Origin of the sequence: Achromobacter arsenitoxydans SY8 (assembly GCF_000236785.1) — a bacterium.
Classification (GTDB): domain Bacteria; phylum Pseudomonadota; class Gammaproteobacteria; order Burkholderiales; family Burkholderiaceae_B; genus Achromobacter; species Achromobacter arsenitoxydans.
In genome coordinates, this window is sequence record NZ_AGUF01000052.1 from 58333 (window position 1) to 82173 (window position 23841).

General features: G+C 66.5%; 20 protein-coding genes. 16 read left to right on the plus strand and 4 right to left on the minus strand.

What is annotated here, in order from left to right; genetic code table 11:
- Position 1: 1 nt before the first annotated feature.
- Both KYC_RS14415 and KYC_RS14420 read right to left on the minus strand, forming a co-directional pair.
- Positions 2-1264 carry an NAD(P)/FAD-dependent oxidoreductase gene (locus KYC_RS14415; RefSeq protein WP_008163454.1) on the minus strand — a complete coding sequence of 421 codons (1263 nt, stop codon included), beginning with the start codon at positions 1262-1264 and terminating at the stop codon, positions 2-4.
- Complete coding sequence (locus KYC_RS14420; RefSeq protein WP_008163456.1) at positions 1261-2931, minus strand: thiamine pyrophosphate-binding protein; 1671 nt, start codon at positions 2929-2931, stop codon at positions 1261-1263. Before KYC_RS14420 ends, KYC_RS14415 begins: the two co-directional genes overlap by 4 nt.
- A gap of 225 nt (positions 2932-3156) precedes the next feature.
- On the opposite strand from KYC_RS14420, the gene KYC_RS14425 reads away from it, so the two are divergent.
- The 10 genes from KYC_RS14425 to KYC_RS14470 all read left to right on the plus strand — a co-directional run bounded on the left by KYC_RS14425 (position 3157) and on the right by KYC_RS14470 (position 12227).
- On the plus strand, positions 3157-4023 hold the full coding sequence (locus KYC_RS14425) for a transporter substrate-binding domain-containing protein (RefSeq protein WP_043518457.1): 867 nt from the start codon (positions 3157-3159) through the stop codon (positions 4021-4023).
- A 12-nt stretch (positions 4024-4035) separates the two neighbouring features.
- On the plus strand, positions 4036-4701 hold the full coding sequence (locus KYC_RS14430) for an amino acid ABC transporter permease (RefSeq protein WP_008163461.1): 666 nt from the start codon (positions 4036-4038) through the stop codon (positions 4699-4701).
- The gene (locus KYC_RS14435) at positions 4698-5507 is read left to right on the plus strand and encodes an amino acid ABC transporter ATP-binding protein (protein ID WP_008163463.1); all 810 of its coding nucleotides are present in this window, start codon (positions 4698-4700) and stop codon (positions 5505-5507) included. The genes KYC_RS14430 and KYC_RS14435 overlap by 4 nt, the downstream gene beginning before the upstream one ends.
- Positions 5504-6238 (plus strand): GntR family transcriptional regulator, encoded by a 735-nt coding sequence (locus KYC_RS14440; RefSeq protein WP_008163465.1) that lies wholly within the window; start codon positions 5504-5506, stop codon positions 6236-6238. The genes KYC_RS14435 and KYC_RS14440 overlap by 4 nt, the downstream gene beginning before the upstream one ends.
- Positions 6235-7158, plus strand: a complete 924-nt coding sequence (locus KYC_RS14445; protein ID WP_008163467.1) for an NAD(P)-dependent oxidoreductase — start codon at positions 6235-6237, stop codon at positions 7156-7158. The genes KYC_RS14440 and KYC_RS14445 overlap by 4 nt, the downstream gene beginning before the upstream one ends.
- On the plus strand, positions 7155-7508 hold the full coding sequence (locus KYC_RS14450) for a RidA family protein (protein ID WP_008163469.1): 354 nt from the start codon (positions 7155-7157) through the stop codon (positions 7506-7508). Before KYC_RS14445 ends, KYC_RS14450 begins: the two co-directional genes overlap by 4 nt.
- 28 nt (positions 7509-7536) lie before the next feature.
- Positions 7537-8772 carry a pyridoxal phosphate-dependent aminotransferase gene (locus KYC_RS14455; protein ID WP_008163471.1) on the plus strand — a complete coding sequence of 412 codons (1236 nt, stop codon included), beginning with the start codon at positions 7537-7539 and terminating at the stop codon, positions 8770-8772.
- A 176-nt stretch (positions 8773-8948) separates the two neighbouring features.
- Positions 8949-10271, plus strand: a complete 1323-nt coding sequence (locus KYC_RS14460; RefSeq protein ID WP_008163473.1) for a tetratricopeptide repeat protein — start codon at positions 8949-8951, stop codon at positions 10269-10271.
- A 185-nt stretch (positions 10272-10456) separates the two neighbouring features.
- Complete coding sequence (locus KYC_RS14465) at positions 10457-11239, plus strand: bestrophin-like domain (protein ID WP_008163476.1); 783 nt, start codon at positions 10457-10459, stop codon at positions 11237-11239.
- Entirely contained in the window at positions 11223-12227 is a 1005-nt protein-coding gene (locus KYC_RS14470; RefSeq protein WP_238531928.1) for a hypothetical protein, read from the plus strand. Before KYC_RS14465 ends, KYC_RS14470 begins: the two co-directional genes overlap by 17 nt.
- Before the next feature lie 41 nt (positions 12228-12268).
- Here KYC_RS14470 and KYC_RS14475 read toward each other — a convergent pair whose 3' ends face one another.
- A complete protein-coding gene (locus KYC_RS14475) occupies positions 12269-14290 on the minus strand; it encodes an alkyl/aryl-sulfatase (RefSeq protein WP_008163479.1) in 2022 nt (673 codons plus the stop codon).
- A gap of 337 nt (positions 14291-14627) precedes the next feature.
- On the opposite strand from KYC_RS14475, the gene KYC_RS14480 reads away from it, so the two are divergent.
- The 6 genes from KYC_RS14480 to KYC_RS14505 all read left to right on the plus strand — a co-directional run bounded on the left by KYC_RS14480 (position 14628) and on the right by KYC_RS14505 (position 22932).
- The gene (locus KYC_RS14480) at positions 14628-16100 is read left to right on the plus strand and encodes a DUF1254 domain-containing protein (protein ID WP_202946587.1); all 1473 of its coding nucleotides are present in this window, start codon (positions 14628-14630) and stop codon (positions 16098-16100) included.
- A gap of 50 nt (positions 16101-16150) precedes the next feature.
- Positions 16151-17635: a DUF1254 domain-containing protein gene (locus KYC_RS14485; RefSeq protein WP_008163483.1), complete on the plus strand. Its 1485-nt coding sequence runs from the start codon at positions 16151-16153 to the stop codon at positions 17633-17635.
- A 194-nt stretch (positions 17636-17829) separates the two neighbouring features.
- Positions 17830-18330, plus strand: coding sequence for a sigma-70 family RNA polymerase sigma factor (locus KYC_RS14490; protein WP_008163485.1), 501 nt, complete (start codon positions 17830-17832; stop codon positions 18328-18330).
- A gap of 6 nt (positions 18331-18336) precedes the next feature.
- A complete protein-coding gene (locus tag KYC_RS14495) occupies positions 18337-19317 on the plus strand; it encodes a FecR domain-containing protein (RefSeq protein WP_008163487.1) in 981 nt (326 codons plus the stop codon).
- Between the two features lie 112 nt (positions 19318-19429).
- Entirely contained in the window at positions 19430-21814 is a 2385-nt protein-coding gene (locus KYC_RS14500) for a TonB-dependent siderophore receptor (RefSeq protein WP_008163489.1), read from the plus strand.
- A complete protein-coding gene (locus KYC_RS14505) occupies positions 21814-22932 on the plus strand; it encodes a PepSY-associated TM helix domain-containing protein (protein WP_008163491.1) in 1119 nt (372 codons plus the stop codon). The genes KYC_RS14500 and KYC_RS14505 overlap by 1 nt, the downstream gene beginning before the upstream one ends.
- Here the strand turns inward: KYC_RS14505 and KYC_RS14510 are convergent.
- Positions 22915-23769, minus strand: a complete 855-nt coding sequence (locus tag KYC_RS14510) for a LysR substrate-binding domain-containing protein (protein ID WP_008163493.1) — start codon at positions 23767-23769, stop codon at positions 22915-22917. The two genes, KYC_RS14505 and KYC_RS14510, sit on opposite strands and share 18 nt — an antisense overlap.
- Between the last annotated feature and the right edge of the window lie 72 nt (positions 23770-23841).

Sequence of the window (23841 nt, forward strand, 5' to 3'; positions counted from 1 at the left end):
GTCAGGCGAAGCGTTGGGGGGAAAAGGGGCCCAGGTCGATGGCGGGGGCGGAGCCGGTCAGCAGTTGCGCCACCAGTTGCCCGGTGCGGGCCGAACCGACCAGGCCCACGTGTCCGTGGCCGTAGGCGTGGATGATGTCCGCGCTGGCCGAGGCCGCGCCGATGCACGGCAGGCCGTCCGGCATGCTGGGACGGGAGCCCAGCCAGAAATCGTCCGTGCCCTGCGGTTCGTCCTTGGGCAGCGCGGGAAAGATCGAAACCAGCTGACGGCGCAGGATGCGGGCGCGCTCCCAGTTGGCGGGCGCCAGGGGCGCGGCGATTTCGACCTGCCCGGCGGCGCGCAGGCCGTGGTCCGTCCAGTTGACCACCATCTTGGCGTCGGCAAATTGCGTGGGCGTGCGCACGCCGACCTTCGCATCGCGGATGACGGCGTGGTAGCCGCGTTCGGCGGCCAGCGGCACGTGGTCGCCGGCAAGTTCGGCCAGCGCGCGGCCATGCACGCCAGTGGCGATGACCGCGCGGTCGCAGGCGATATCGCCTGCGTCGGTGCGCACCGCCAGCAGGCGGCCGCCCTCGATGCGAAAACCCGTGGCGCGCGTGACGCGCAGTTCGGCGCCTTGCGCGCAGGCCTGCCGCACCAGCGCGGCCACGTAGCCGCCGGGGTCGCGGCAGCTGCCGGTTTCGGGCACCCAAACCCCGAAGGTGTAGCGCGGGTCCAGGTCCGGCTCGCGCTCGCGCAGCGCCTGCGCGTCCAGTTCTTCCCAGACGATGCCCTCGGCGCGCCGGATTTCCCAGGCGCGGGCATCGGCGCGGAATTGCGCTTCGCTCAGATAGGCATGCAGCAGCCCGCGCCGCTCGATCAGGTGCCCGACGCCGGCCCAGGCGGCCTGCTCGTCATGCAGCGCCGGCGCGTCCCGCAGCAGCGTGCGCAGGGCATGCGCGGTGCGCTCGACTTGCGGCCAGGTCCAGGCCGCGCGCAGATAGCGCCACAGCCAGGGCAGGGCGCGCGGCAGGTAGCCCCAGCGCACCGCCAGCGGTCCGAGCGGGTCAGAGAGCCACTTGGGCAGGCGCTTCCAGACGCCGGGCTCGGCCGGCGGCAGGATGGAGTGCGACGACAGCCATCCGGCATTGCCGTAGCTGGCGGCCTGTGTGCCGCCGGGTTCGGAAGGATCGACCAGGGTCACGCGCAGGCCCGCCTGCAGGGCGCGCATCGCCACGGCCGCGCCCACGGCGCCCGCGCCGATCACCACCACATGGCGGCTCATTGCTGCGGGCCGGTGTAGTCCCGCGCATGGGATTGCGCGCGGGGATCCAGGCGGCAATGCAGGATGGCGGGCTTGCCGCTGGCCAGGGCGCGCTCGAAGGCGGCGGTGAACTGTTCCGTCGTTTCCACGCGTTCGCCATGGCCGCCGAACGCCACGGCCATCGCGGCGAAATCCGGGTTGGCGAGGCGGGTGGCGACCTGGCGGCCGGGATAGTCGCGCTCCTGGTGCATGCGGATGGTGCCGTACTGCCCGTTGTCCAGCACGACGACGATGATGGGGGCGTCGTACTGCACGGCGGTGGCGAATTCCTGGCCGTTCATCAGGAAGCAGCCGTCGCCCGCGAAAGCCACCACCACGCGGTCGGGTAGCTGGCGCTTGGCCATGACGGCCGCCGGCACGCCATAGCCCATGGAGCCGCTGGTGGGCGCGAGCTGGGTGCCATAGCGATGGAAGCGGTGGTGGCGGTGCAGCCAGCCGGCGTAGTTGCCCGCGCCGTTGCAGATGACCGCGTCGGCCGGCAGGCGGTCGCGCAGCCAGGCCAGGGCCTGGCCGTACTGGAAGTCGCCCGGCAGCGTGCGCGGCACGTCCGTCCAGGCGCGGTATTCGGCGTGCGCCGCGGCGGCCGCGCCTTCCCAGGCGGGGCTTGCGGGCACTTCAATGGCCTGCAGCGCAGCGGCGAAGGACTTGGGGCTGGCCTGGATGGCAAGTTCGGGCTGATACACCCGGCCCAGCTCTTCGGCGCCGGGATGCACGTGAACCAGCCGCTGGCGCGGCACGGGAACGTCCAGCAGGGTGTAGGAGGACGACGGCATTTCGGACAGGCGTCCGCCCACCAGCAGGATCAGGTCGGCCTGTTCGACGCGGGCCTTGAGCTTGGCATCCGGGCCGATGCCCAGGTCGCCCGCGTAGTTGGGGTGGTCGGCGTCGAACAGCGAAGCGCGCCGGAACGACGTGGCGACCGGAAGCTGGGCGCGTTCGGCAAAGCGGGCGAATGCCGCGCAGGCCGCTTCGTCCCAGCCCGACCCGGCGAGGATGGCCAGGGGCCGTTTCGCGTCCGCCAGCAGCGCGGCCAGCCGGTCCATGTCGGCGGGGGCGGGCCAGGCGACGGCGGGTTCGACGCGGGGAGCGTCAGGCACCTGGCAGGTCTCGACCAGCATGTCTTCGGGCAGGGCGATGACCACGGGGCCCGGCCGGCCCTGCATGGCGACACGGAAGGCGCGCGCCACCAGTTCCGGCACGCGGGCGGCGCTGTCGATCTCTACCACCCACTTGGCCATGCCGCCGAACATGGCGCGGTAGTCGATTTCCTGGAAGGCCTCGCGCTCGCGCATGGCGCGGTCAACCTGGCCGATGAAGAGAATCATCGGGGTTGAGTCCTGCATGGCGATGTGCACGCCATGGCTGGCGTTGGTGGCGCCGGGGCCGCGCGTGACGAAGCACACGCCGGGACGGCCGGTGAGCTTGCCGTAGGCCTCGGCCATGATGGCCGCGCCGCCCTCGTTGCGGCAGGAAATGACCTCGACGCCCGTGTCGTACAGCGCATCGAGCGCGGCCAGATAGCTTTCGCCGGGCACGCAGGTCAGGCGCTCCACGCCCTGGACGCGCAGTTGGTCGATGAGCGCCTGGCCGCCGGTGCGTTCAGGCCAGGAGGAGGGGGCGGTAGTCATGGATATGCGTCTCGAAGTAGGGCGGACGCAACCCGCGTCCGCGAAGAATCGGTAGGAGTCCCGTGGCGGAACCGGGTGAAAAAAGCATAACACTTGACTGCATGCACAACAAGCATCATGATCTGTATACAGACGCCAATACAGCAACAACTAAGGCGCCGCGACACCCCCGCCAGATGCCCTGGCGGGCGGCATATACCGTGACTATTCAAGGGGTTACACGTAATGAAACGCAGAGAGTTGTTGAGCCGTACCGCCATGCTGGGCGCCGTTGCCGCCGCCGGCGCCACCGTCCTGCCGCAAGCCGCGCAGGCGCAGGCCGCGCCCGCCGCCCCGGCCAACGGATCCACCCTTGACCGCGTCCGTTCCAGCGGCGTGCTGCGCATGGGCGTGGTGGTGGGGCAGGCGCCTTACTTCACTAAGAACCTGACGGACGGCACCTGGACGGGCGCCTGCCTGAAAATGGCCGCCGACATCGCTTCCAAGCTCAATGCCAAAGTGCAGGTCGTGGAAACCACCTGGGGCAACCAGGTGCTGGACCTGCAATCGAACAAGATCGACCTGGCCTTCGCCGTCAACCCGACGCCGGAACGCGCGCTGATGGTGGACTTCGCCACGCCGATCCTGGTGCACTCGTTCACCGCCGTGACGCGCAAGGGCTATGCCAAGCCGGCCACCTGGGACGATCTGAACAAACCCGAGGTGCGCATCGCGGTCGACATGGGTTCGTCCCACGAGCTGATCGCGCGGCGCTATGCGCCCAAGGCCAACATCCTGGCGTTCAAGACCCGCGACGAAGCCGTCATGGCGGTCTCTACCGGCCGGGCCGACGTCAACATCGTGCTGGCCATCCTGGCGCTGCCCATGCTCAAGAAGAATCCCAGCCTGGGCGAGATCGCGATTCCGCGCCCGGTGCTGACGATGCCGACCAACATCGCCGTGCGCCTGGAAAGCGACAAGCGCTGGCGCGACTTCCTGAGCGTGTGGGCCGACTACAACCGCTCCATGGGCACGACCCGCGAATGGTTCATCGAGGGCCTGGCCGAACTCGGAGTGCAACAGGCCGACATCCCGCCCGAAGTGCAATTCTGAGGCGGGCAGGGCATGGAATATTCCTGGGACTTCGGGGCGCTTGCGCCCTACGCAGGCCTGATCGGCAAAGGGCTGTGGATTACGGTGCTCTACACCGTCGCCACGGCCCTGGCCGGCCTGGCCATCGGGCTGGTGGCAGGGGTGCTGCGCACCAACGGGCCGCGCTGGGTCGCCATCCCGATCATCGCCTACATCGAGATCTTCCGCTGCACGCCCTTGCTGGTGCAGCTGGTCTGGATGTATTACGCGCTGCCGGTGCTGGTGCAGATGGAAATGTCGCCCGGCATGGCCTGCTTCCTGACGCTGACGCTCTACGGCGGCGCGTTCTACGCCGAGATCTTCCGCGGCGGGATCGAAGCCGTCGACCGCGGCCAGTGGGAAGCAGGGCGGGCGCTGGGCATGCGGCGCGGACGCATTTTCCGCCGTCTCGTCCTGCCGCAGGCCGTCCGCGTGATGATTCCTTCGCTCATCAACCAGACCGTGCTGCAGCTCAAGAACACCTCGCTGGTGTCGACCGTCGCGGTGGGCGACCTGCTGTACCAGGGTTCGGTCATCACGGCCGCCATCTACCGGCCGCTGGAGGTCTACACCGTCGTGGCCGTGCTGTATTTCGTGGTGTTGTTCCCGCTTACGCTGGGCGCCACCCGTCTGGAAAAACGCCTGGGAGCCCACCGATGAACGCCATACCCGCCGACGGCGCGCCCATGCTGCGCGCCACCGCCATCCACAAGTCGTTCGGCGACAACCATGTGCTCAAGGGCGTGTCGCTGGACGTGGCGCGCGGAGAGGTCGTGACCCTGATCGGCGCCAGCGGATCCGGCAAATCCACCTTCCTGCGCTGCATGAACCTGCTTGAAATGCCCGAATCCGGCCAGCTGGAGGCGGCGGGCCACGCGTTCGCATTCGGCCCGCGCCAGCGTCCCATTGGCGACGCCCAGGCCGCGGACTTGCGGCGCGACGTCGGCATGGTCTTCCAGCACTTCAACCTGTTCCCGCACATGACCGTGCTGGCCAACGTCATCGAGGCGCCCATCCAGGTCAAGGGCATGGCGCGCGACGAGGCCGAGGCGCTGGCGCGTCAGCTGCTGGACAAGGTGGGTCTGGCGTCCAAGGTGGATGCGTTCCCCAGCCGCCTGTCGGGCGGCCAGAAGCAGCGGGTGGCGATCGCCCGGGCGCTGGCCATGCGTCCGGACATCATGCTGTTCGACGAAGTCACCTCGGCGCTGGACCCCGAACTGGTGTCCGAAGTGCTCGCCGTGATGAAGGACTTGGCGGCCGACGGCATGACCATGGTTCTCGTCACGCATGAAATGGCGTTCGCCGCCGAAGTGTCCGACCGCGTGGGCTTCATGCTGGGCGGCGAAATGGCCGAGATTGGTCCGCCGTCCGACATCTTTCAGCGGCCGAATCACGAGCGGCTCAAGGGATTTCTCGAACGCTTCCACAAGCAGGCCGCCTTCTGTTCTGGACCGCCCACGCAATGACTGACACGCCGCCGGGCTCGCCGGCCTCCATCTACGAACGCATCAAGGCAATGGCGACCACATTCCGCCTGCGCCCGGGCGAACGCATTAACGAGGTCGAACTGGCGCGCCAGCTTGGCGTGTCGCGCACGCCGGTGCGCGAGGCCCTGGCGCGGGTGGCGGCGGAAGGGTTCCTGATCGCCACGCCCACCCGCGGCTTCACGATGCGCGCGCTGGACGCCCAGCAGCTGCTGTCGCTGTACGAGTACCGCGCCACGGTCGAACTGGGCGTGGTTCGGCTGGTCTGTGCCCGGGCAAGCGACGAGGCCCTGGCCGACCTGCTTGCCCGCGCCGAGCAGAACCGCGACGAGCCCGACACCGATGCCCAGGCCATCGGGCTGCTGTGGCGCGACGAGGACTTTCACGAGCGCCTGGCGGCGCTGGCGGACAACCCCGAGTTCCTGCGCTCGGTGCGCTCGCTCAATGAGCGGCTGCGGTTTGCGCGCTGGATGGATCTGCGCGCCAGGCGCTCGCATACCCGCAACGACCATCCCGACATCGTGCGCGCCCTGATGGCGCGCGACCTTATCCGCGTGGAGGCGCTGATGCGCCAACACATCAACCATCACCTCGATCACCTGATCGAACTCACCCGGCTCGGCTATGCCGAGATCTACATGGGCAATGCGCTGGCCGATTACGCCGAAGCCGCCAGCGCGCCCGGCGACCCTCTGAACAGGAAATCCGCATGAAAGCTGTCTTCATTGATGCCAACCCCACCTTGGCCGCCGTGGCCGAACGGCTGCACTTGACCGCCGACCCCGAGCTGCGCGTGAATCGCCAGCCTGACATCACGTCCGAGCAGATTCCGGCGGCGCTGGGCGACGCCGAGATCATCATCGTTGACCATACCCACCTGCCCACGGCCATCGCCCGCCAATGCGCGGCCCTCAAGCACGTGGTGTTCCTGGGCACGGGTGCGCGCTCGTACATGAACCCCGAGGAACTGGCCGAACTGGGCATCGAGGTGCACATCATCAAGGGCTACGGCGACACCGCCGTGGCCGAATGCGCCTTCGCGCTGCTGTGGGCCGGCGCCAAGGGCTTTGCCAAGATGGACCGCGGCATGCGCGCCGGCAACTGGCTGCGCACCGACGCGGTGCAACTGACCGGCAAAACGCTGGGCCTGGTCGGTTTTGGCGGCATCGCCGCCGAAATGGCGCGGCTGGCGCAAGGCGCCGGCATGAAGGTGCTGGCCTGGAATCGCAGCCCCAAGTCGCACCCCGGCGTGACCTTCGTCGAACTGGACGAACTGCTGGCGCAGAGCCATGCCGTGTCGCTGCACCTGCTGCTCAATGACGAAACGCGCGGCATGATTTCGGCCGAACGCATCGCCCGCATGCGCGACGGCGCCATCCTGGTGAACACGGCGCGCGGCGCCCTGGTCGACGAGGCCGCGATGATCGCCGCGCTGCGCAGCGGCAAGATCGGCCATGCCGGCCTGGACGTGTTCGACGTCGAGCCCATGCCCGCCCAGCATCCGCTGTATGAGCTGGACAATGTGACGCTGTCGGCGCATTCCGCCTTCCGCACGCCGGAAGCCAGCGACAACCTGGTGCAGGCCGCGCTGAACCACTGCCGCCGCGTGTCGGGCCAGGGGGAACAGCAATGAGCCAGACCATTACCCGGCTTGACCAGAACACGCGGCGGTCGCGCGCCGTGATCCACGGCGACACGGTCTATCTGGCCGGCCACACCGCCGCCGACCGCAGCCAGGACATCGGCGGGCAGACGCGCCAGGTGCTGGCCGCGATCGACCAGCTGCTGGCCGACGCGGGCACCGACAAGTCGCGCCTGCTGAACGTGACGATCTGGCTTAGCAGCATGGCGCACTTCGCCGGCATGAATGAGGTCTATGATGCCTGGATCGTCCCGGGCCAGGCGCCGGCGCGCTGCTGCGGCGCGCTGGAGCTGGCGGCCCCGGACATTCTCGTCGAGATCATGGTCACGGCGGCGCGTTGAGCGCTGCTTTTCCCCAGGAACAGCTGCAATGTCCCAAACAGAAGCAATTGCCCCCGCCGCACCGCTGCGCCGGGCCCGGCGCATCGCCGCCATTGAAGTCTCCGAAATCCTGCGCATCGGCGCGCGCGCGGCCCAGCTCAAGCGGGAAGGGCGCGACGTCATCGTGCTGGGCGCGGGCGAACCCGACTTTGACACCCCGGACAACGTCAAGGCCGCCGCGGTGCGGGCCATCGAAGCCGGCGAGACCAAGTACACGCTGCTGGACGGCACCCTGGCGCTGAAACAGGCCATCGCCGCCAAGTTCCAGCGCGAGAATGGCCTGACCTACGGCCTGGACCAGATCACGGCCGGCGCGGGCGCCAAGCAGGTGATCCACAACGCGCTGATGGCCACGCTGGACGAGGGCGACGAAGTCATCGTCGTCACTCCGTACTGGACGTCCTACGCCGACATGATCACCATCGCCGGCGGCACGACGGTGCAGGTGCCGGGCCGCGAGGAAAACGGCTTCCTGCTGGATCCGGCCGACCTTGAGGCGGCCATCACGCCCCGCACGCGCTGGCTGATGCTCAATTCGCCGTCCAACCCCTCGGGCGCGGCGTACGACGAGGCGCGGCTGCGCGCCATCAGCGAAGTTCTGCTGCGTCATCCGCACGTCTGGGTGCTGGCCGACGACATCTACGAACACCTGGTCTATGACGGCTTTGTCTTCAAGACCATGGCGCAGGTCGAGCCGCGCCTGGCGGACCGCACGCTGACCGTCAACGGCCTGTCCAAGGCCTACGCGATGACCGGCTGGCGCCTGGGCTACGCGGGCGGTCCCCGAGAGCTGATCGCGGCCATGGCCGTGGTGCAGAGCCAGAGCACCTCCAACCCGTGCTCGGTGACCCAGGCCGCCGCCATCGAGGCGCTGAACGGCCCGCAGGACGTGCTGGCCGAACGGCAGGCATCTTTCCTGCAGCGCCGCGACCTGGTGGTGGACGCGCTGAACGCCATCGACGGCATCCGCTGCCGCCGTCCAGAAGGCGCGTTCTACACCTTCGCCAACTGCGCGGGCGTGCTGGGCAAGGTCACGCCGCAAGGCAAGCGCCTGGAAACCGACGCCGACTTCTGCTCGTACCTGCTCGACCACCACGATGTAGCGGTGGTGCCAGGCAGCATCTTCGGGCTGGCGCCGTACTTCCGGATCAGCTATGCCACGTCGCTGACGCAGCTCAAGACCGCCATGGAACGCATCGCGAACGCCGTGCGCGCCTTGAACTAGGGACGGATGCCGGACGGCTTGCGCGCCCGGCCGGGCCGCAAGCCTGCAAAGCCCCGCGCGGCGTCGGCCGGCTGGTGCAATCGCACTAGCGCGGCTGCGCTTTGCCGGGGCTTGCTATCCGTGCTTACATCGTCAGAGCCCGTCGCGGGGCGGATCGGCATCCCGGGGAGATCACCATGGCGCTGAGCGATGTGCGGGGCAACCCCGTTTCCACCGATGACCAGGCGTCCCTGGCCGCCTATGAACGGGCCCAGTCCCTGTTCCACGGCTATTACGGCGATCCGCTGGGCATCATCGACCAAGCCCTGGCTGACGATCCCGTGTTCGTGATGGGCCATGTGCTGCGGGCGGGCATGATGATCACGGCCAGCGACAAATGCGTCGAACCGCTGTTGCGCGACAGCGTGGAGGCCGCCGAGGGCCTGTACGACATCGCCAATGACCGGGAGCGCCGCCACACGGCCGCCGCCCGCGCCTGGCTGAACGGCGAATTCTCCACCGCCTTGCGTCGCTACGCCGACATCCTCATCGACTACCCCCATGACACGCTGGCCCTGCAGGTCGGCCATATCGGCGACTTCCTGCTGGGCCGTTCGAGCATGCTGCGCGACCGCGTGGCCGGCATTCTTCCGGCCTGGGACCGCAGCATGCCCGACTACGGCTACGTGCTCGGCATGCACGCCTTCGGCCTGGAAGAGACCAACCTGTACGCCCAGGCCGAGGCGCAGGGCCGGCGTGCGCTGGAGTTCAATGCGCGCGACCCCTGGGCGGTGCACGCCGTCGCCCATGTGCTTGAGATGCAGGGCAGGGTGGACGAGGGCATCGCCTGGCTCGACGGACGCCGCGACGACTGGTCGGCCGACAACATGCTGTCGATCCACAACTGGTGGCACCTGGCCCTGTTCCGACTGGACCGCGACGAGATCGACCCGGTGCTGGCGCTGTACGACGAGCGGCTGCGCGAGTCGTCCACCGGCCAGGTCCTGGACCTGATCGACGCGTCCGCCATGCTCTGGCGGCTGCTGCTGCGCGGCGTGGACGTCGGGCCGCGCTGGCGCCAGTTGGCCGACGTCTGGCGCGAACGCGGCGGCACGGGGTACTACGCGTTCAATGACGTGCACGCGCTAATGGCCTACCTGGGCGCGGGCGACGGTGCAGCCGCGCAGGAGTTGATCGCGGCCATGGAAGCCGCAGCCGAGGGCGGCGGCACCAATGCAATGATGACCCGCGACGTCGGCCTGCCGGCCGCGCGCGCGCTGGCCGCCTTCGTGCGCGAGGACTACGCGCTGACCGTGGACTTGCTGCGCGACCTGCGCCTCATCGCGCATCGTTTCGGCGGCAGCCACGCCCAGCGCGACGTGCTGGCGCTGACCCTGGTGGAAGCCGCCTTGCGGGACGGCGCGCGCTCCCTGGCCAAGGCGCTGACCGCCGAGCGAATGGCCTTGAAGCCCGCCAGCGCCGGCAACCGCAAGCTGGCCTCGCGGGCAGCGGCGCTGTAGGGGCCGCGGCGGACCGAAACGCAACCAGAATCCGCGAGTGTCGCGCATTTGCCATAGGCGCGCCGCCGGCGCGAGATGGCGTCTTCCTTGAGATATCATGGGCAGCCCAGAGCGTTTCCCGTTCGGGCTTGGGTTCCGTTTTTCTTTCGTGCTTGGTCAACATTGGTTTTGCGCGGGGTATCAACTTGAACTATTCGCTTCTCCTTGCCGGTCTGGCATTGGTGTTTTTCGTGCTGCTGTTGCTGGCCATGCAGTTGGGCAAGCGGCTCGGACAAAATGCGGACGAGACAAGCCGTTCGGGAACCGCCGCCATCGAAGCGTCCGTGTTCGCGCTGCTGGGTCTGCTGGTGGCCTTCACGTTTTCGGGCGCGGCCCAACGCATGGCCGAACGCCGGACCATCCTGGTGCAGGAGGTCAACGACATCGGCACCGCCTGGCTGCGCATCGACCTGCTCAACGCAGCGGACCAACCGGCATTGCGCGACCTGTTTCGGAACTACGTCGACGAGCGCATCAATTATTACGGTCATGTGGCCGACCTGGCAGGGCGCGACGCCATCGCCGCGCGGGCCGGCGCCATCCAGAAGCAAATCTGGACGGCGTCGATGCGGGCGTCGCACAACACCCCGCCGCCCTTTGCCGCGACCTATGTCGCCGCGGTCAACGACATGTTCGACATATCGACGACCCAAACCGTCGCCCAGAAGATTCACCCGCCGGCGATGGCGTACGTATTCCTGTGTGTGCTGGCGCTGATTGGCGCGGCGCTGATCGGCTTTAATCTTGCCGTGTCCAAGCGCTCGCCGTTGCTGCACCAGGCCGTCTACGCGGCGGTCATGACGGCCGCGCTGTACATCATTGTCGATTTCGAGTTCCCCCGTATCGGCACGATCCGCATCGACCAGAGCGATACGTTGCTGATCGCCCAACGGCAATCTATGGTCAACCCCGATGGAACAGGGAAATAGCCACGCAGCGGGCAGGGCAGGCAAGGGCGGCCGCGTGGCCGGACCGGCCTCAGGTCCCGCCTGCGCCCTGATTGCCTGCCTGTTCGCCGGCTCCGTGCAGGCGCAGGAAGGACTGCGCCTGACGCAGGACGACCTGCAAAAGCGCGCCAACGGCGTGCTGGCGCTGATGTCGCTGTCCATCGTCCCGGACATCACCACCAGTTCGCTCAACATCGGCAGCGGCGGAGGGTCCACCTCCGGATCGAACGAATTCTTCATGACGCAGCTGGGCGGCGGCGACACGATATCGGATTCGGTGCCTATCTATCTGGAAGGCGTGCTGGCCGCCAGCCGCTACGACCCGACGTTCGTCGCCACGCAGGGCGCGGAACGGCGGACCATCCCCACCAAGTGGAACAGCGTGTCCGCCACGGGGGGCATCGGCTGGGACTTCAAGCTTACCGACGAGCTGAAGCTGCGGCCCATCTTCAACGTCGCCCTGGGCAACGTCACCAGCGACCTGCGCGCCGCAAGCTGGTACGTGGGCCAGGTGACGGGCCGCGATATCCACTTCCTGGACCGCGGATCGCTGAACGCGTATGGGCTTGGCGGGTCCATCATGCTGGACTACGAGCACTATCGTCCGGGATACGAGGTGGACGTGGAGCTGCGCTATTCCGACATCCGCCTCAAAAGCTTCGACAGTTCGGCGGCGGTGCAGGGCAACGCGACCGCGCAGTCCGCCAACCTTTGGGCGCGGTACCGGGCTCCCACCGGCATCACCATGCTGGACCGGCCGTTGCGCTATGTGCTGGAGCTGACCCATTCCGAATTCATCGGCGACCAGAAGGGCATCCTGGGGTTCGACCGGCTGACGTCGGTCGGCGCGGGCCTAGAACTGGACTCCAGCGCCTACGACATGATCATTACGCGGACCCGGGTCGTGGGCCGCTATGTTTTCGGAAACAACGTGCGGGGCTTCTCCGTTGGCCTGGCCGTCAGCTTCTGAGATGAGCGGCGGGGCCGGCTGTCAGGCCGGCCCCCAACCGTTTACGGCGTCACGATGTTGAACCAGAACTCGAAGTTGTCCAGCGCGGCGAACATGTCCGTGATCTTCTCCTGATCACCGCTGACCTTCACGTCGCCCTTGGCAAGCGCGTCTTTCAGCGTCGTTTCCTTGAGCATCATGCGGTTAAGCGTGTCGCGGCTGAGCGTCATGCTGGCCGTGGGTTGCTTGGCCGGCTTGCCCTCGGTGTGGTTAAGCACGCTGTTGACCATTTCCAGGGTGTACTTCTGGTTGGTGTCGGTGAAATCCAGGTTCAGCACGACGTGCTTGCCCGCGGACTTTTCACGATTGAGCCGCACCGCAAAGTAGTCGAACAGCATATCCAGCGTCATCGCCCGCACGGTGTCGGGGCTGGCCGTGTCCGGGACGGGCAGTTTCTGCACGCCTTCGCGCAGTTCCTTGGCGCCGGTCAGGTAGAAGTTGCGCCACGGTCCGCTTTCGGCCTGGTAGCCCATCTGCTCCAGGGCGTCGGCCTGCAGGTTCTTGGCTTCCTGGTTGTTGGGGTCCGCGAAGACCGCGTAATTCACGACTTCCGCCACCCAGCGGTAGTCTCCCTTCTTGTAGTATTCGCGCGCCTTTTCAAGAATGGCGGGCACGCCGCCCATCATGTCCACGTAGCGCTTGGACGCCTCCTGGATCGGCAGCGTGTGCAGCGTGGCGGGGTTGCCGTTGAACCAGCCCAGGTACAGCACGTAGGTCGCCCGCACGTTGTGGTTCAAGGACCCGTAATAGCCGCGGTTCGAGAACTTGGTGGCGATGGCCTCGGGCAGCTTGACCTGTTCGGCGATTTCTTCCTTGTTGTAGCCCATGTTGGCCAGCCGCAAGGTTTCGTCGTTGATGTAGCGGTACATGTCCCGCTGCAGGCTCAGCTGTTCCTGGACCTCTTTCTTGCCCCACACGGGCCAGTGGTGCATCGCGTACATCACTTCGACGTCGTCGCCCCACAGCGCCAGCGCCTCGTTCAGGTACTTTGACCACGCCAGCGGATCCCGGATCTTGGCGCCGCGCAGGGAATAGGTGTTGTGCAGCGTGTGGGTCGAGTCCTCGGCGGTGTTCAGCGCCTTCTTTTCCTTGATGTAATACAGCATTTCGGCTGGAGCCTCGCTGCCCGGCGCGTACAGGAATTCGTATGTCAGGCCGTCGATGACGCGCTTTTCGCCGGTCTTTTCGATGATGTCGGTGGGCGGGATAAGCGTGACCGTGCCCGCCGAGGTCGTGGTCCCCAGGCCCGCGCCAACCTGGCCGGTGGCGCTGGGCGGCAGCAGGTTGCCGTACATGTAGCTGGCGCGGCGGCTCATGGCCGTGCCGGCCATGACGTTTTCCGCCACGGCGTGCTCCAGGAAGCCCAGCGGCGCGTAGATTTTGACCGTGCCCGCCTTGACGTTTACTTCGTCCACCACCCCGCGCACGCCGCCGTAATGATCAACGTGGCTGTGGGTGTAGATCACCGCCACCACGGGCTTCTTGGGACGGTGCTGATAGTAGAGATCCAGCGCGGCCTTGGCCGTCTCGGTGGAAATCAGCGGATCCATGATCGTCAGGCCTTCCTTGCCCTCGACGATGGTCATGTTGGACAGGTCGTAGTTGCGCACCTGATAGATGCCGTCGGTGACCTGAAACAACCCTGAAATGTTCAGCAGCTGGGACTGCCGCCACAGGCTGGGATTGACGGTGTCCGGCGCCGGCGCGCCTTCCTTGATGAAGTCGTACTTGGTCGGATCCCACACCAGGTTGCCCTGGGCTCCCTTGATCATGCCCGCGGGCAGCGGGGCGATGAAACCCTTGTGCGCCAGGTCGAACGAAGTCTTGTCGGAGAAGGGCAGTTCCTTGAGTAGCGCCGCATTGGCGTCTTTCGTGGCGGGTTCGGCTGGCTTGGGCGTGTTCGCCGCCCAGCCAGGTACTGACATCGCCAGCGCCAGGGTCAGCGCCGTCAGGGCCGGGACCAGGCGGCGCCGTTGAGCTTGCAGGGGAGTGGCAGAAGGTACCGCGCGTACGACGTGCATCATGGGTCAACTCCGAGGGAAGAAACAATCTCGTTGTCCAACGTGAATACCGTTCTTGCGTGCGCCTTTCGAAACCATGGAGACCCGACGCCAGGCTGTCAGATCCATACGGCAGAACCGATAGCGCGAATATGCAATCTTTTCAGCCTACAAGAAAAAGTCGACAAATCCATTACGGGTAACCCCCTAGTCGATCGCGCTGCGTCATGCACGGTCTGCCGGGATCGCTGAGCGGCGGATGCAAAAATCGGCATGGACTTCGAAAGCGTCACTAGCGAGAATAGGCCGTCGGACAAGATCGTCCTGCACTCCCGGAACATGACGTCAGAGGTGTGGATCCATGATGAAACGTACGCGGCTGATAGCAACCTGGTTATGTGTGATTGGCCCTTTGGTGGGTGCGGCGCCCGGACTCGCGGCCGCTGCGGAAAAGGCAGGGAACGCCGCGCTGACGCTCCCCGCGGACGGCATCGTCATGCATCCCGAATACGCGAAAACCGTCGGCAGGATGGCTTACGTCTGGGGCTGGCCGCTGGTGAACATGCAGAACCGCAATGACCGCATCACCAAGGCGCCGCACCCCGGATTGCTGGGGGGCATTCTGCCCGCCGCGCCGCGCGGGCAGGTCGGCATGTTGCACGATTACATCGTGCCCGAGGAGACCTTTGTCACGTGCCCCAATCAGGACGTGGTGTACGGCCTGGGCTTCTTCTCGCTGGACGAAGAGCCCGTGATCGCACAGGTGCCGGATTTCGGCGACCGGTTCTGGGTGTACGCCCTGTACGACCAGCGCACCAACCAGTTCGGTGAACTCGGCAAGCCCTACAAATCCAAGCCCGGCTTTTACCTATTGGTCGGACCCAACTGGAAGGGTCAGAAGCCGGCGGGCGTGCAGGCCGTCATCCGCAGCCCCACGGCCCTGGCCAATGCGATTCCCCGGATCTTCATGGACGACTCCAGCCAGGACCGCGAGACCATCCAGCGCAAGCTCAATCAAGTGGTGTTCTATCCGCTGAAGGACTTCAACGGCAAGATGAAGACCATCGACTGGAAGACTGCGCCGGATATCCCGAATCCGCAGGCCGACAATGCCAGCGACGGCGAGACGCGCTGGGTCATTCCCGAGAAGTTCTTCGATCAGCTCGGCCAGGTGCTGGACCAGGTGCCGCCGCTGCCCGGCGAAGAAGCCATGTACGCGCAGTTCCGCTCGGTGCTGGCCGCCGCTAGCCGTGACCCCGCTATCAAGGAAGCGCTGCTTCAGGTCGCCAAAGAGACTGAAGAGCAGGTAATTACGCCGTTCTTCCAGTGGAAACACAACGGTCGCCCTGCGGGCAATAACTGGAACCGCTCGGTCCACAACGCGCAGACCGGGCTGGATTATTTCAATAGAACGGGCACGGCCAAGTCGAACATGTTCGACAATCGTCCGGTCGAGACCCAGTATTTCTACACAGACTTCGATGCGGCGGGCGCCGTGCTCGATGGCGGGCAGCGCTACGAAGTGACGTTCGCGGCTGGCCAGTTGCCACCGGTCAATGGATTCTGGTCGCTGACGCTCTACAACAAGCGGCACCTGTTCAGCCCCAACGAGCTGAACCGTTATTCGCTGGGCACCAAGAACAAGGCGCTAAAGCGCAACCCGGACGGCTCCCTGACGATCTATGTGGGGCCGGCTTCTCCCGGCAAGGACAAGGAGGCCAACTGGCTCCCGTCGCCGAAAGAACCGATTTCGCTCTACATCCGTGCCTACTGGGGCAAGCAGGGCATCCTGGACGGCAGTTGGAAGCCGCCCGCGGTACGGCGTATCGACTAAGACCGCGCGGCATCGCCAACGCGACCGACTTTCCACCGATGGAGTGATCCATGTCCGCAACACCGAAGTTTTCCCTGGCCGCGATGTCGCTGCTTGCGCTCCTGGCCTGGGGACCCGCAGGCGCACAGGAGAAGGCCGCCTCGCCCCTGGTCCAGCAGATCAACAACGGCAACTGGCTGGCCCAGGAAGAGGCTGAACGGCTGCGCGACGAACTCTACTATCAGCGGGCCGTCCACGCCTACATGACGATGCTGCCGGCGCTCAACGTCATCGGCATGCGCGACGGATCGGAGCAGGCTTTCGGCGCTGGCTACAACGTGCTGCCGATCTGGAAAGCGCGGATGGACTCGCGCACCATGGTTCCCACGCCGAATGCCGACGTGATCTATTCCATGAGCTACCTGGACTTGAAAAAAACCGGGCCGCTGGTCGTCAACGCGCCGCCCAACGTCATCGGCATGTTTACCGACTTCTTCCAGCGCACGATCACGGATGTCGGCGCGGTGGGCCCCGACCGCGCCCGGGGCGGCCTGTATCTGCTGCTGCCGCCCGACTACACCGGCCAGATTCCGGGCGGCTACTTCGCCTTCAAATCGCCCACGTACAACGTGTTCCTGTTCTTCCGCACGATCATGGCCAAGGGCGACGGCAAGCCCGATCCGGCTCCCGCCGTGAAGAACGCCGAGCGCACTCGCGTCTATCCCCTGTGGGCCACGGAAAAGGAAACCAAGCCAATGGCGTTTCCGGACGCCAGCGGCAAGCGCCTGAATATGATGTATCCCGTCGACAACACTTACTGGACCAAGCTCAAGGCGTTCGTCGACTACGAACCAGTGGCGGCCATCGACCCGGAGCTGCGCGGGGTGCTGGCGTCGATCGGCATCGTCAAGGGGCAGCCCTTCAAGCCGACTGCCCGGCAGGAGGAACTGCTGAAAAAGGCCGTGGAAACGGCGCCAAAGATGATCATGGCGACCCGCCAATTGGGCCGGGAAGACCGCCGGAACCTCTATTACGATGACCGCCAGTACGAAAACACCTGGGCCGGCGGCACCGCAGAGTGGATGCAGGAGAGCTACCTGGACGTCAGCCAGCGCGCCAGCTTTTTCCAGATTGCCTATTCGTCCGCGCCCGCCATGGTCATGCATACGACGGGCGCGGGCTCCAAATACCCCTTCACCGCGCGGGACAAAGACGGCAATTTCCTGGAAGGCGGCCACACATACAAGCTGCGCCTGCCGCCGGATCCGCCGGCAAGCCTGTTCTGGGCCGTCACTGCCTACAACATCACCGATGGCACCATGCCGGAAACCGGGCAATTGCTGCCGTCGACCAACGGCTACTACGACATACCCAAGCAGCCGGATGGATCGCTGGAAATCTGGTTCGGACCGCAGAAGCCCGAAGGCGTGGCCGATGCGGCCTTCATCCAGACCATTCCGGGGCGCAACTTCCTGGCTACCGTCCGTCTGTATGGCACGGAAGACGCGTTCTACGACCAGACCTGGAAACCGGACGATCTTGTGAAGACCAAGTAATTCCGCCGCCGGGCGCCGCGTTTTCGGAATGGTCGGCGTCCTGGCGGGGGAGAGGCATCCACGCAACACTGCCTGGCCCAAAGTTCGATGTTGCGAACAATTCTTGGTATCATTTTCCGCGTCTTGGCCGCCGGCCGCTCATGCAGGCAGGCGGCTTTTCTGTGTCATCGCGCTGCTTGTCGGGGCGTTCGAGCATGTCCAACCCCCTCCAGCCGCTCCAGCTTCTCTGCGAAAACCACTACGACTGGCTATGCCAGTGGTGGCGGCGTCAGCTTGGCCACGGCGACGAGGCGGCCGATTTTGCGCACGACACCTTTCTGCGCGTCCTGCGCAATCCCGAAGAAGTCCGCACGCTGCGCCAGCCCAGGGCCTACCTGACCACCATCGCCCGGGGCCTGCTCAACGATCACTGGCGCCGGCGGTCGCTGGAGCGCGCCTGGCTGGAGGCCGTCGCCGCGCTGCCGCCCGAACTGGAAGCCTCGCCCGAGATGCTCCTGGGCGTGCGGCAGGCCCTGCAACAGCTGGACCGCATGCTCGGGAATCTGGCTCCGCAGGCGCGCGAAGTGTTCGTCCTGTCGCAGCTCGAAGGCCTGACCTATGTGGAAATTGCCGCTCGTACCGGCCTCTCCGACCGCAGCGTGAAGCGCTACATGGCGCAGGGTTTCGAAATCTGCCTCGCCTTGATGGAGCACTGAAACAAGGTGAGCGCCGCCGAATCCAAACCGTTGGACGCCATGGTCATCCGCGAAGCCGCGCGCTGGCTCGTGCGGCTGCATTCCGGTGAGGCCGGTCCAGCGGACCATGCCGCCTTCGAGCGCTGGCGCCACGGCAGCCCCGAGCGCGAGCTGGCCTGGCAGCGGGCGCAGCGCCTGACGCAGCAATTCAATGCGGTGCCGCCCGCGCTGGGCGTGCCATTGCTGACGCGCGAACCCGCCGTCAGCCGGCGCACGGTGCTGCGCACGCTGGCTGTGTTTGGCCTGACCGTGCCCGCGGCCGCCTGGATGACCTATCGCCTGAGCGGCCAGGAGCCTGGCGCGTACCGCACGGCGGTAGGCCAAAGCCAGCGGCTGGCCCTGGCCGACGGCAGCCACGTCCATCTGAACACCGGCACCAGCCTGGACCTGCGGTTTTCCGACGACGCTCGCCTGCTGCACCTGCAAGCCGGCGAAGTCTATGTGCGCACCGCGCCCGACCAGGCGGGCAGGGCGCGGCCATTCATCGTCGAGACGCCACAGGGCCGCCTGCAGGCCCTGGGCACCCGTTTCGTGGTGCGGCGCCTGGGCGATGCTGGCGGCATGACCGAGCTGGCGGTGCTGGAACATCGCGTCGCGGTGACGCTGCGCAACGGCGGGGCCGCACGCATTTTCAGCGCGGGAGAGTCGGTGCGATTCACCGCGAACGCCTTCCTGGCGGCCGATGCGGACGCGAAGACGGGCCGCGCTGGCACGCCCGGCTGGACCCGTGGCGTGATCGAGGCCGACAACATGCGCCTGGACGCGTTGCTCGCCGAGGTGGCGCGCTATCGGCCCGGCGTGGTGCGTTGCGATCCCGCCGTCGCAGGTTTGCGCGTGTCCGGCGTATTCCGCCTGGACGACACCGACGCGCTCCTGGCGGTCGTGGCGAACACCCTGGATCTTAGGGTGGTGGCGCGGACTTCGTACTGGATCACGCTGGCACCTTGAATCGAGGACGCGTGGTTTCAAATATTTACATTCGAATTGGCGTTTGCCTGTCCCTTTTGCGGGTGCTCGTTCGGCATACCCCGCATTGATGACCTGAAAGGGATGCGAACCCGTGGCACCTAAAGACAACTTTCACGCGCGCGCCGCGACGCGCGTCCTGCGACTGGCCGGACTGACCCTTAGCCTGGCGGCGGCGTTCGCCGTGGCGCCGCAGGCTGCCGCCCAGGGCGCGCAACCGGCCGCCACGCAGGACTATCGGATTCCGGCCGGCCCCCTGGACCAGGCGCTGTCGGCCTTTGCCAAGGCTGGGGGGCTCACGGTCTCGTTCAAGCCTGAAGAGACGAGGGGGCTGACCACGGCGGGCCTGGACGGCAGCTATAAACCGGAAGCAGGACTGGCGAAACTGCTGGCGGGCACGGGCCTGACCGCGGTGGCGGTGGGCGGACAGGGCTACGTGGTGCGGGCGGCGGCGCCGGCCCCGGCGAAGGCCGCCCCGGCCGCCAGCGCCAATACGCTGGAATCCATCCAGGTCAGTGGCGACTGGCTGGGCACGGGCCTGGAGAACAGCGTGCAGACCTTCGGCGGCGCGCGCACGCTGCTCAAGCGCGACGAGATCCAGAACAGCGGCGCCACTAGCGTCGCCGACGCGCTGCGCCGCGTGCCGGGCGTGCAGATCAGCGGCAGCACCAGCGCCAGCGGCAGTTCAGTCGGCCTGCATGTCGGCATCCGCGGTCTGAACCCGCGCAATTCCTTCCGCACCACCATGCTGCTGGACGGCATTCCGATGGCCATGGCGCCCTATGGCCAGCCGAACCTGGTGATGTCGCCCACCAGCCTGGGCAACATCGACGCGATCGACGTGGTGCGCGGCGGCGGGGCAGTGCGCTACGGGCCGCAGAACGTGGGCGGCGTCATCAATTTCAGGACGCGCCCGATTCCGACCGGCGCAGGCCTTGTAGCGGATGCCTCGGCCCGCTACAACATGTACAGCCACGGCGGCGAAAACACCCAGTACACCGCCTTCCTGGGCACGCAGTTCGACAACGGACTGGGCGTGGCGCTCATGTATTCCGGCATGGACGGCCAACAATGGCGCGACGGCAGCGATGACCGTTACAACGACGTGGCGCTCAAGTGGCGCTACGAGCTGACGCCCACCTCGGAAATCTACGGCAAGTTCGCGCACTACGACGTCAAATCCATGACGCCGGGCGGCCTGACGGTGGCGCAATACCGCGACGATCCCTTCCAGAATACGCATCCGACCGACTACTGGAAGGGGCAGCGCGACCAGATAGACGTGGGCTATTTGAACTCCATCTCGGACACGCAGGAATTCGAGGCCCGCATCTATCACTACGACAGCTCGCGCCAGAGCTCCCTGATCAATACCGCCGCGCGCCGCAACGACTACCAGCCGCGCAACAACCAGGTGCTGGGCATCGAGCCGCGCTATACGCAACGGGTGGAGTGGGGGCCGACGACGCACGACGTCACCATCGGCTACCGCTATATCCACGAAACCGGCCAGGACAGGCGCTATTCGACGTCGCTGGCCACGGATCAGCGTGTGGGCGTCACCCAGGTGTTCGACAACGAAACCGAGGCCCACTCCCTCTACCTGGACGACCGCATCGCGTTTGGCAAGTGGCGTGTGACGCCGGGCGTGCGCTACGAGCACATCGACACCAACCGGCAGCCCAGCGGCACGGGCAACGACACGCCGTTCGACCTGCGCAACAGCCGCGGCCTGCCGTCGCTGAACGTCGCGTACCTGGTCAATGACGCGCTGACGCTTTACGCCAACTACAACACGTCATTCGGGGCGGTGCAGTACACGCAGCTGAACTCGATGTCGGCGTCGAACCCGTTGAGTCCCGAAGTGGCCAAGACGATGGAAGCCGGCCTGCGCTATTCGGGCGAACAGACGCACACTGAGTTCACCGTCTTCAACCTGCGCTTCGACAACCAGATCCTGTCGATTCCCGGCACCAACCCGGCCGTCTTCCGCAACCTGGGCGCCACCACCCACAACGGCGTTGAATTCGCGATCGACTACGACTTCGACAAGTCTGGCCCGCTTGCGGGCCTGAACGTCTACGCCAACTACACGTACGTGCGCGCCATCCAGAAGTCCGGCGAGTTCGAGGGCAACGACGTGCCGTTCTACTCGCGCCAGACAGGCACGCTGGGCGGACGCTACACGCGGAACAACTGGACCTTCAACCTGTTCACCACGGCGCAGAGCGGACAGTATTCAGACACCGCCAACACCGAGGACGAGAACGCGGACGCCAGCAATGGCCGCGTGCCCGGCTTTAGCGTCTGGAACACGCAGCTCAGCTACAAACTGCCGCAATGGAAGGGCAGCGAGCTGGCCGTCGGCGTGAACAACCTGTTTGACCGCCGCTACTACACCCGCAACGTCGACACCAACGGCGGCCGCATGGTCGGCGCGCCGCGCATGGTCTATCTGCAGGCGCGCCTGGCCTACTGATGCGGCGCCTCTGGCTGTCCTGCCACCGGTGGATGGCGCTGAGCCTGGGCTCCATCCTGATCCTGTCCGGGCTGACGGGCGCCTTGCTCGTCGTCGCCCGGCCGCTGGACCGGCTGCTGCATCCGGACTACTTCACGGCCCAGGGCGGATCGGCGGCCCAGCCGGTTTCGCTGGAATCCCTGCGCCGCGGCCTGGCGGCCGAGTTCGGCCCGCAAGCCGCTTTCACATTCCGTCCGCCGCGCGAACCCGGCGAGACGATGCAGGTGCTGGTGAAGGCGCAAGGGGGCTGGCGAGGCACCGTCTACCTGGATCCGGCCAGCGGCCGCGAGCAGGGCAGGCGGGGCGACGGCGAAGGCCTGGTCGCCATCGTCTACAAGCTGCACAGCGCGTTGATGCTGGAGCAGACCGGCAAGGCCGTGCTCGCCTGGACCGCGCTGGCCTACTTGGTCCTGCTGGTCTCCGGCCTGGTTCTGTGGTGGCCGCGCAAATGGCCGCCATCGCTGCGCATGGTGGTCAACAAGGGCGCATTGCGCGCCGTGTTCGACATCCACCGCAACGGCGGTGCGATTCTGGCGCTGCTGCTGGCGGTCAGCATCGCCACCGGCGCCTATCTGGCCTGGCGCCCGATCGGCGGCTGGATCACGCTGGCCAGCGGCCAGCAGCAAGTCGTGGCGCCCAAGCTGCCGCCCCCGCCCGACGGCCACGAGCGCGCAGTCCCAACCCTGGATGAAATGGCGAGCCACGCGCGGGCCGTGTTTCCGGGCGCGGCGATCGGCTACGTGCTGTACACCCCGCATTCGGACCGCCCGATGGCCATCCGCATGCGCGTGCCGGACGATCCGCATCCGAACGGGCGTTCGACCGTATGGTTCGATCCGCGCGACGGCCGCGTCCTGGCGGCGCAGCGCTGGAGCGAACTGGATCCCGGCACGCGGATCAATTCCGTGATGTATCCGCTGCACACCGGAGAACTGGGCGGTGTCGCCGGCGAGACCGTCGTCGCATTGCTGGGGCTGGGCCTGGGCGCATTGGGCATCAGCGGCATCTGGCTGTGGTGGCGCCGGAAATCCCTGCACGGTCAAAAGACCAAGCCGGTTGGATCAAAGCGCGTCCTTTAGCCACCCCACAAACGCCTCGGCCTGGGCGTTCATACGGCGTCCCGCGGCCGGCAGCACCCGTAATCCTCCGTCGAACTGCACGGTGCCGAATGGCGCAACCAGGGCGCCGTCGGCCAGCTCGCGGGCGATCAAGCGCCTTTCAACCAGGGCGACCCCCAGCCCGGACAGGGCCGCTTCAATGCACAGGTGCGTGTGCGGAAACTCCAGCACATCTCCGCGCGCGACGGACTGCCCGGTTTTGGCTTCCCACTGGTCCCAGGCGCTGGACGTGTAGCCATGCGCGATGCGCGTCCGCTTTCCGGGCGACAGCTTCGCGCAGGCAGGCACGCAAACCGCCGCAAAATTCACCGGCGCCACGAGCAGGGCGCGCCGCTGGTCGGCCTCGGGGTAATTCGACATGTCCCACGCCACCAGCAGATCGGCTCCCTCGTTGCGGATTTCGCGCGCCGACGTCATTGATAGCCGGACGCGGATATCGGGATGCTTGCGGTAGAACACGGCAAGCTGGGGAACCAGCCAGCGCATGGCGAAAGTTGCGCTGCACGCGACGTGCACGCCCGGGCTGGCCGCGCTGAGCATCAGGTTTTCGTAGGCACGTTCAAGCTGATCGAACGCGGAGCGCGTTGCCGCATAAAAATCGGCAGCCGCGGGCGTCATGCGCAAACCGGTGCCGTCACGTTCGAAAAGTTCAATCCCGGCGTCATCCGCCAACAGTTTCAGATGCCGGCTGACCGCGCCGTGCGTGCGAGCCAGTTCGTCGGCGGCGCGGGTGACGGACCCGGTGCGCGCGACCGCCTCGAATGCGCGTAGAGAGGCCAGGGGCGGGAGTTTTCGCATGGGCGCCTATTAGTCAGGAAAACTGACGAAACATCAAAACAAATGGATTTTCGGATCCTAGCAGGCTGCTTA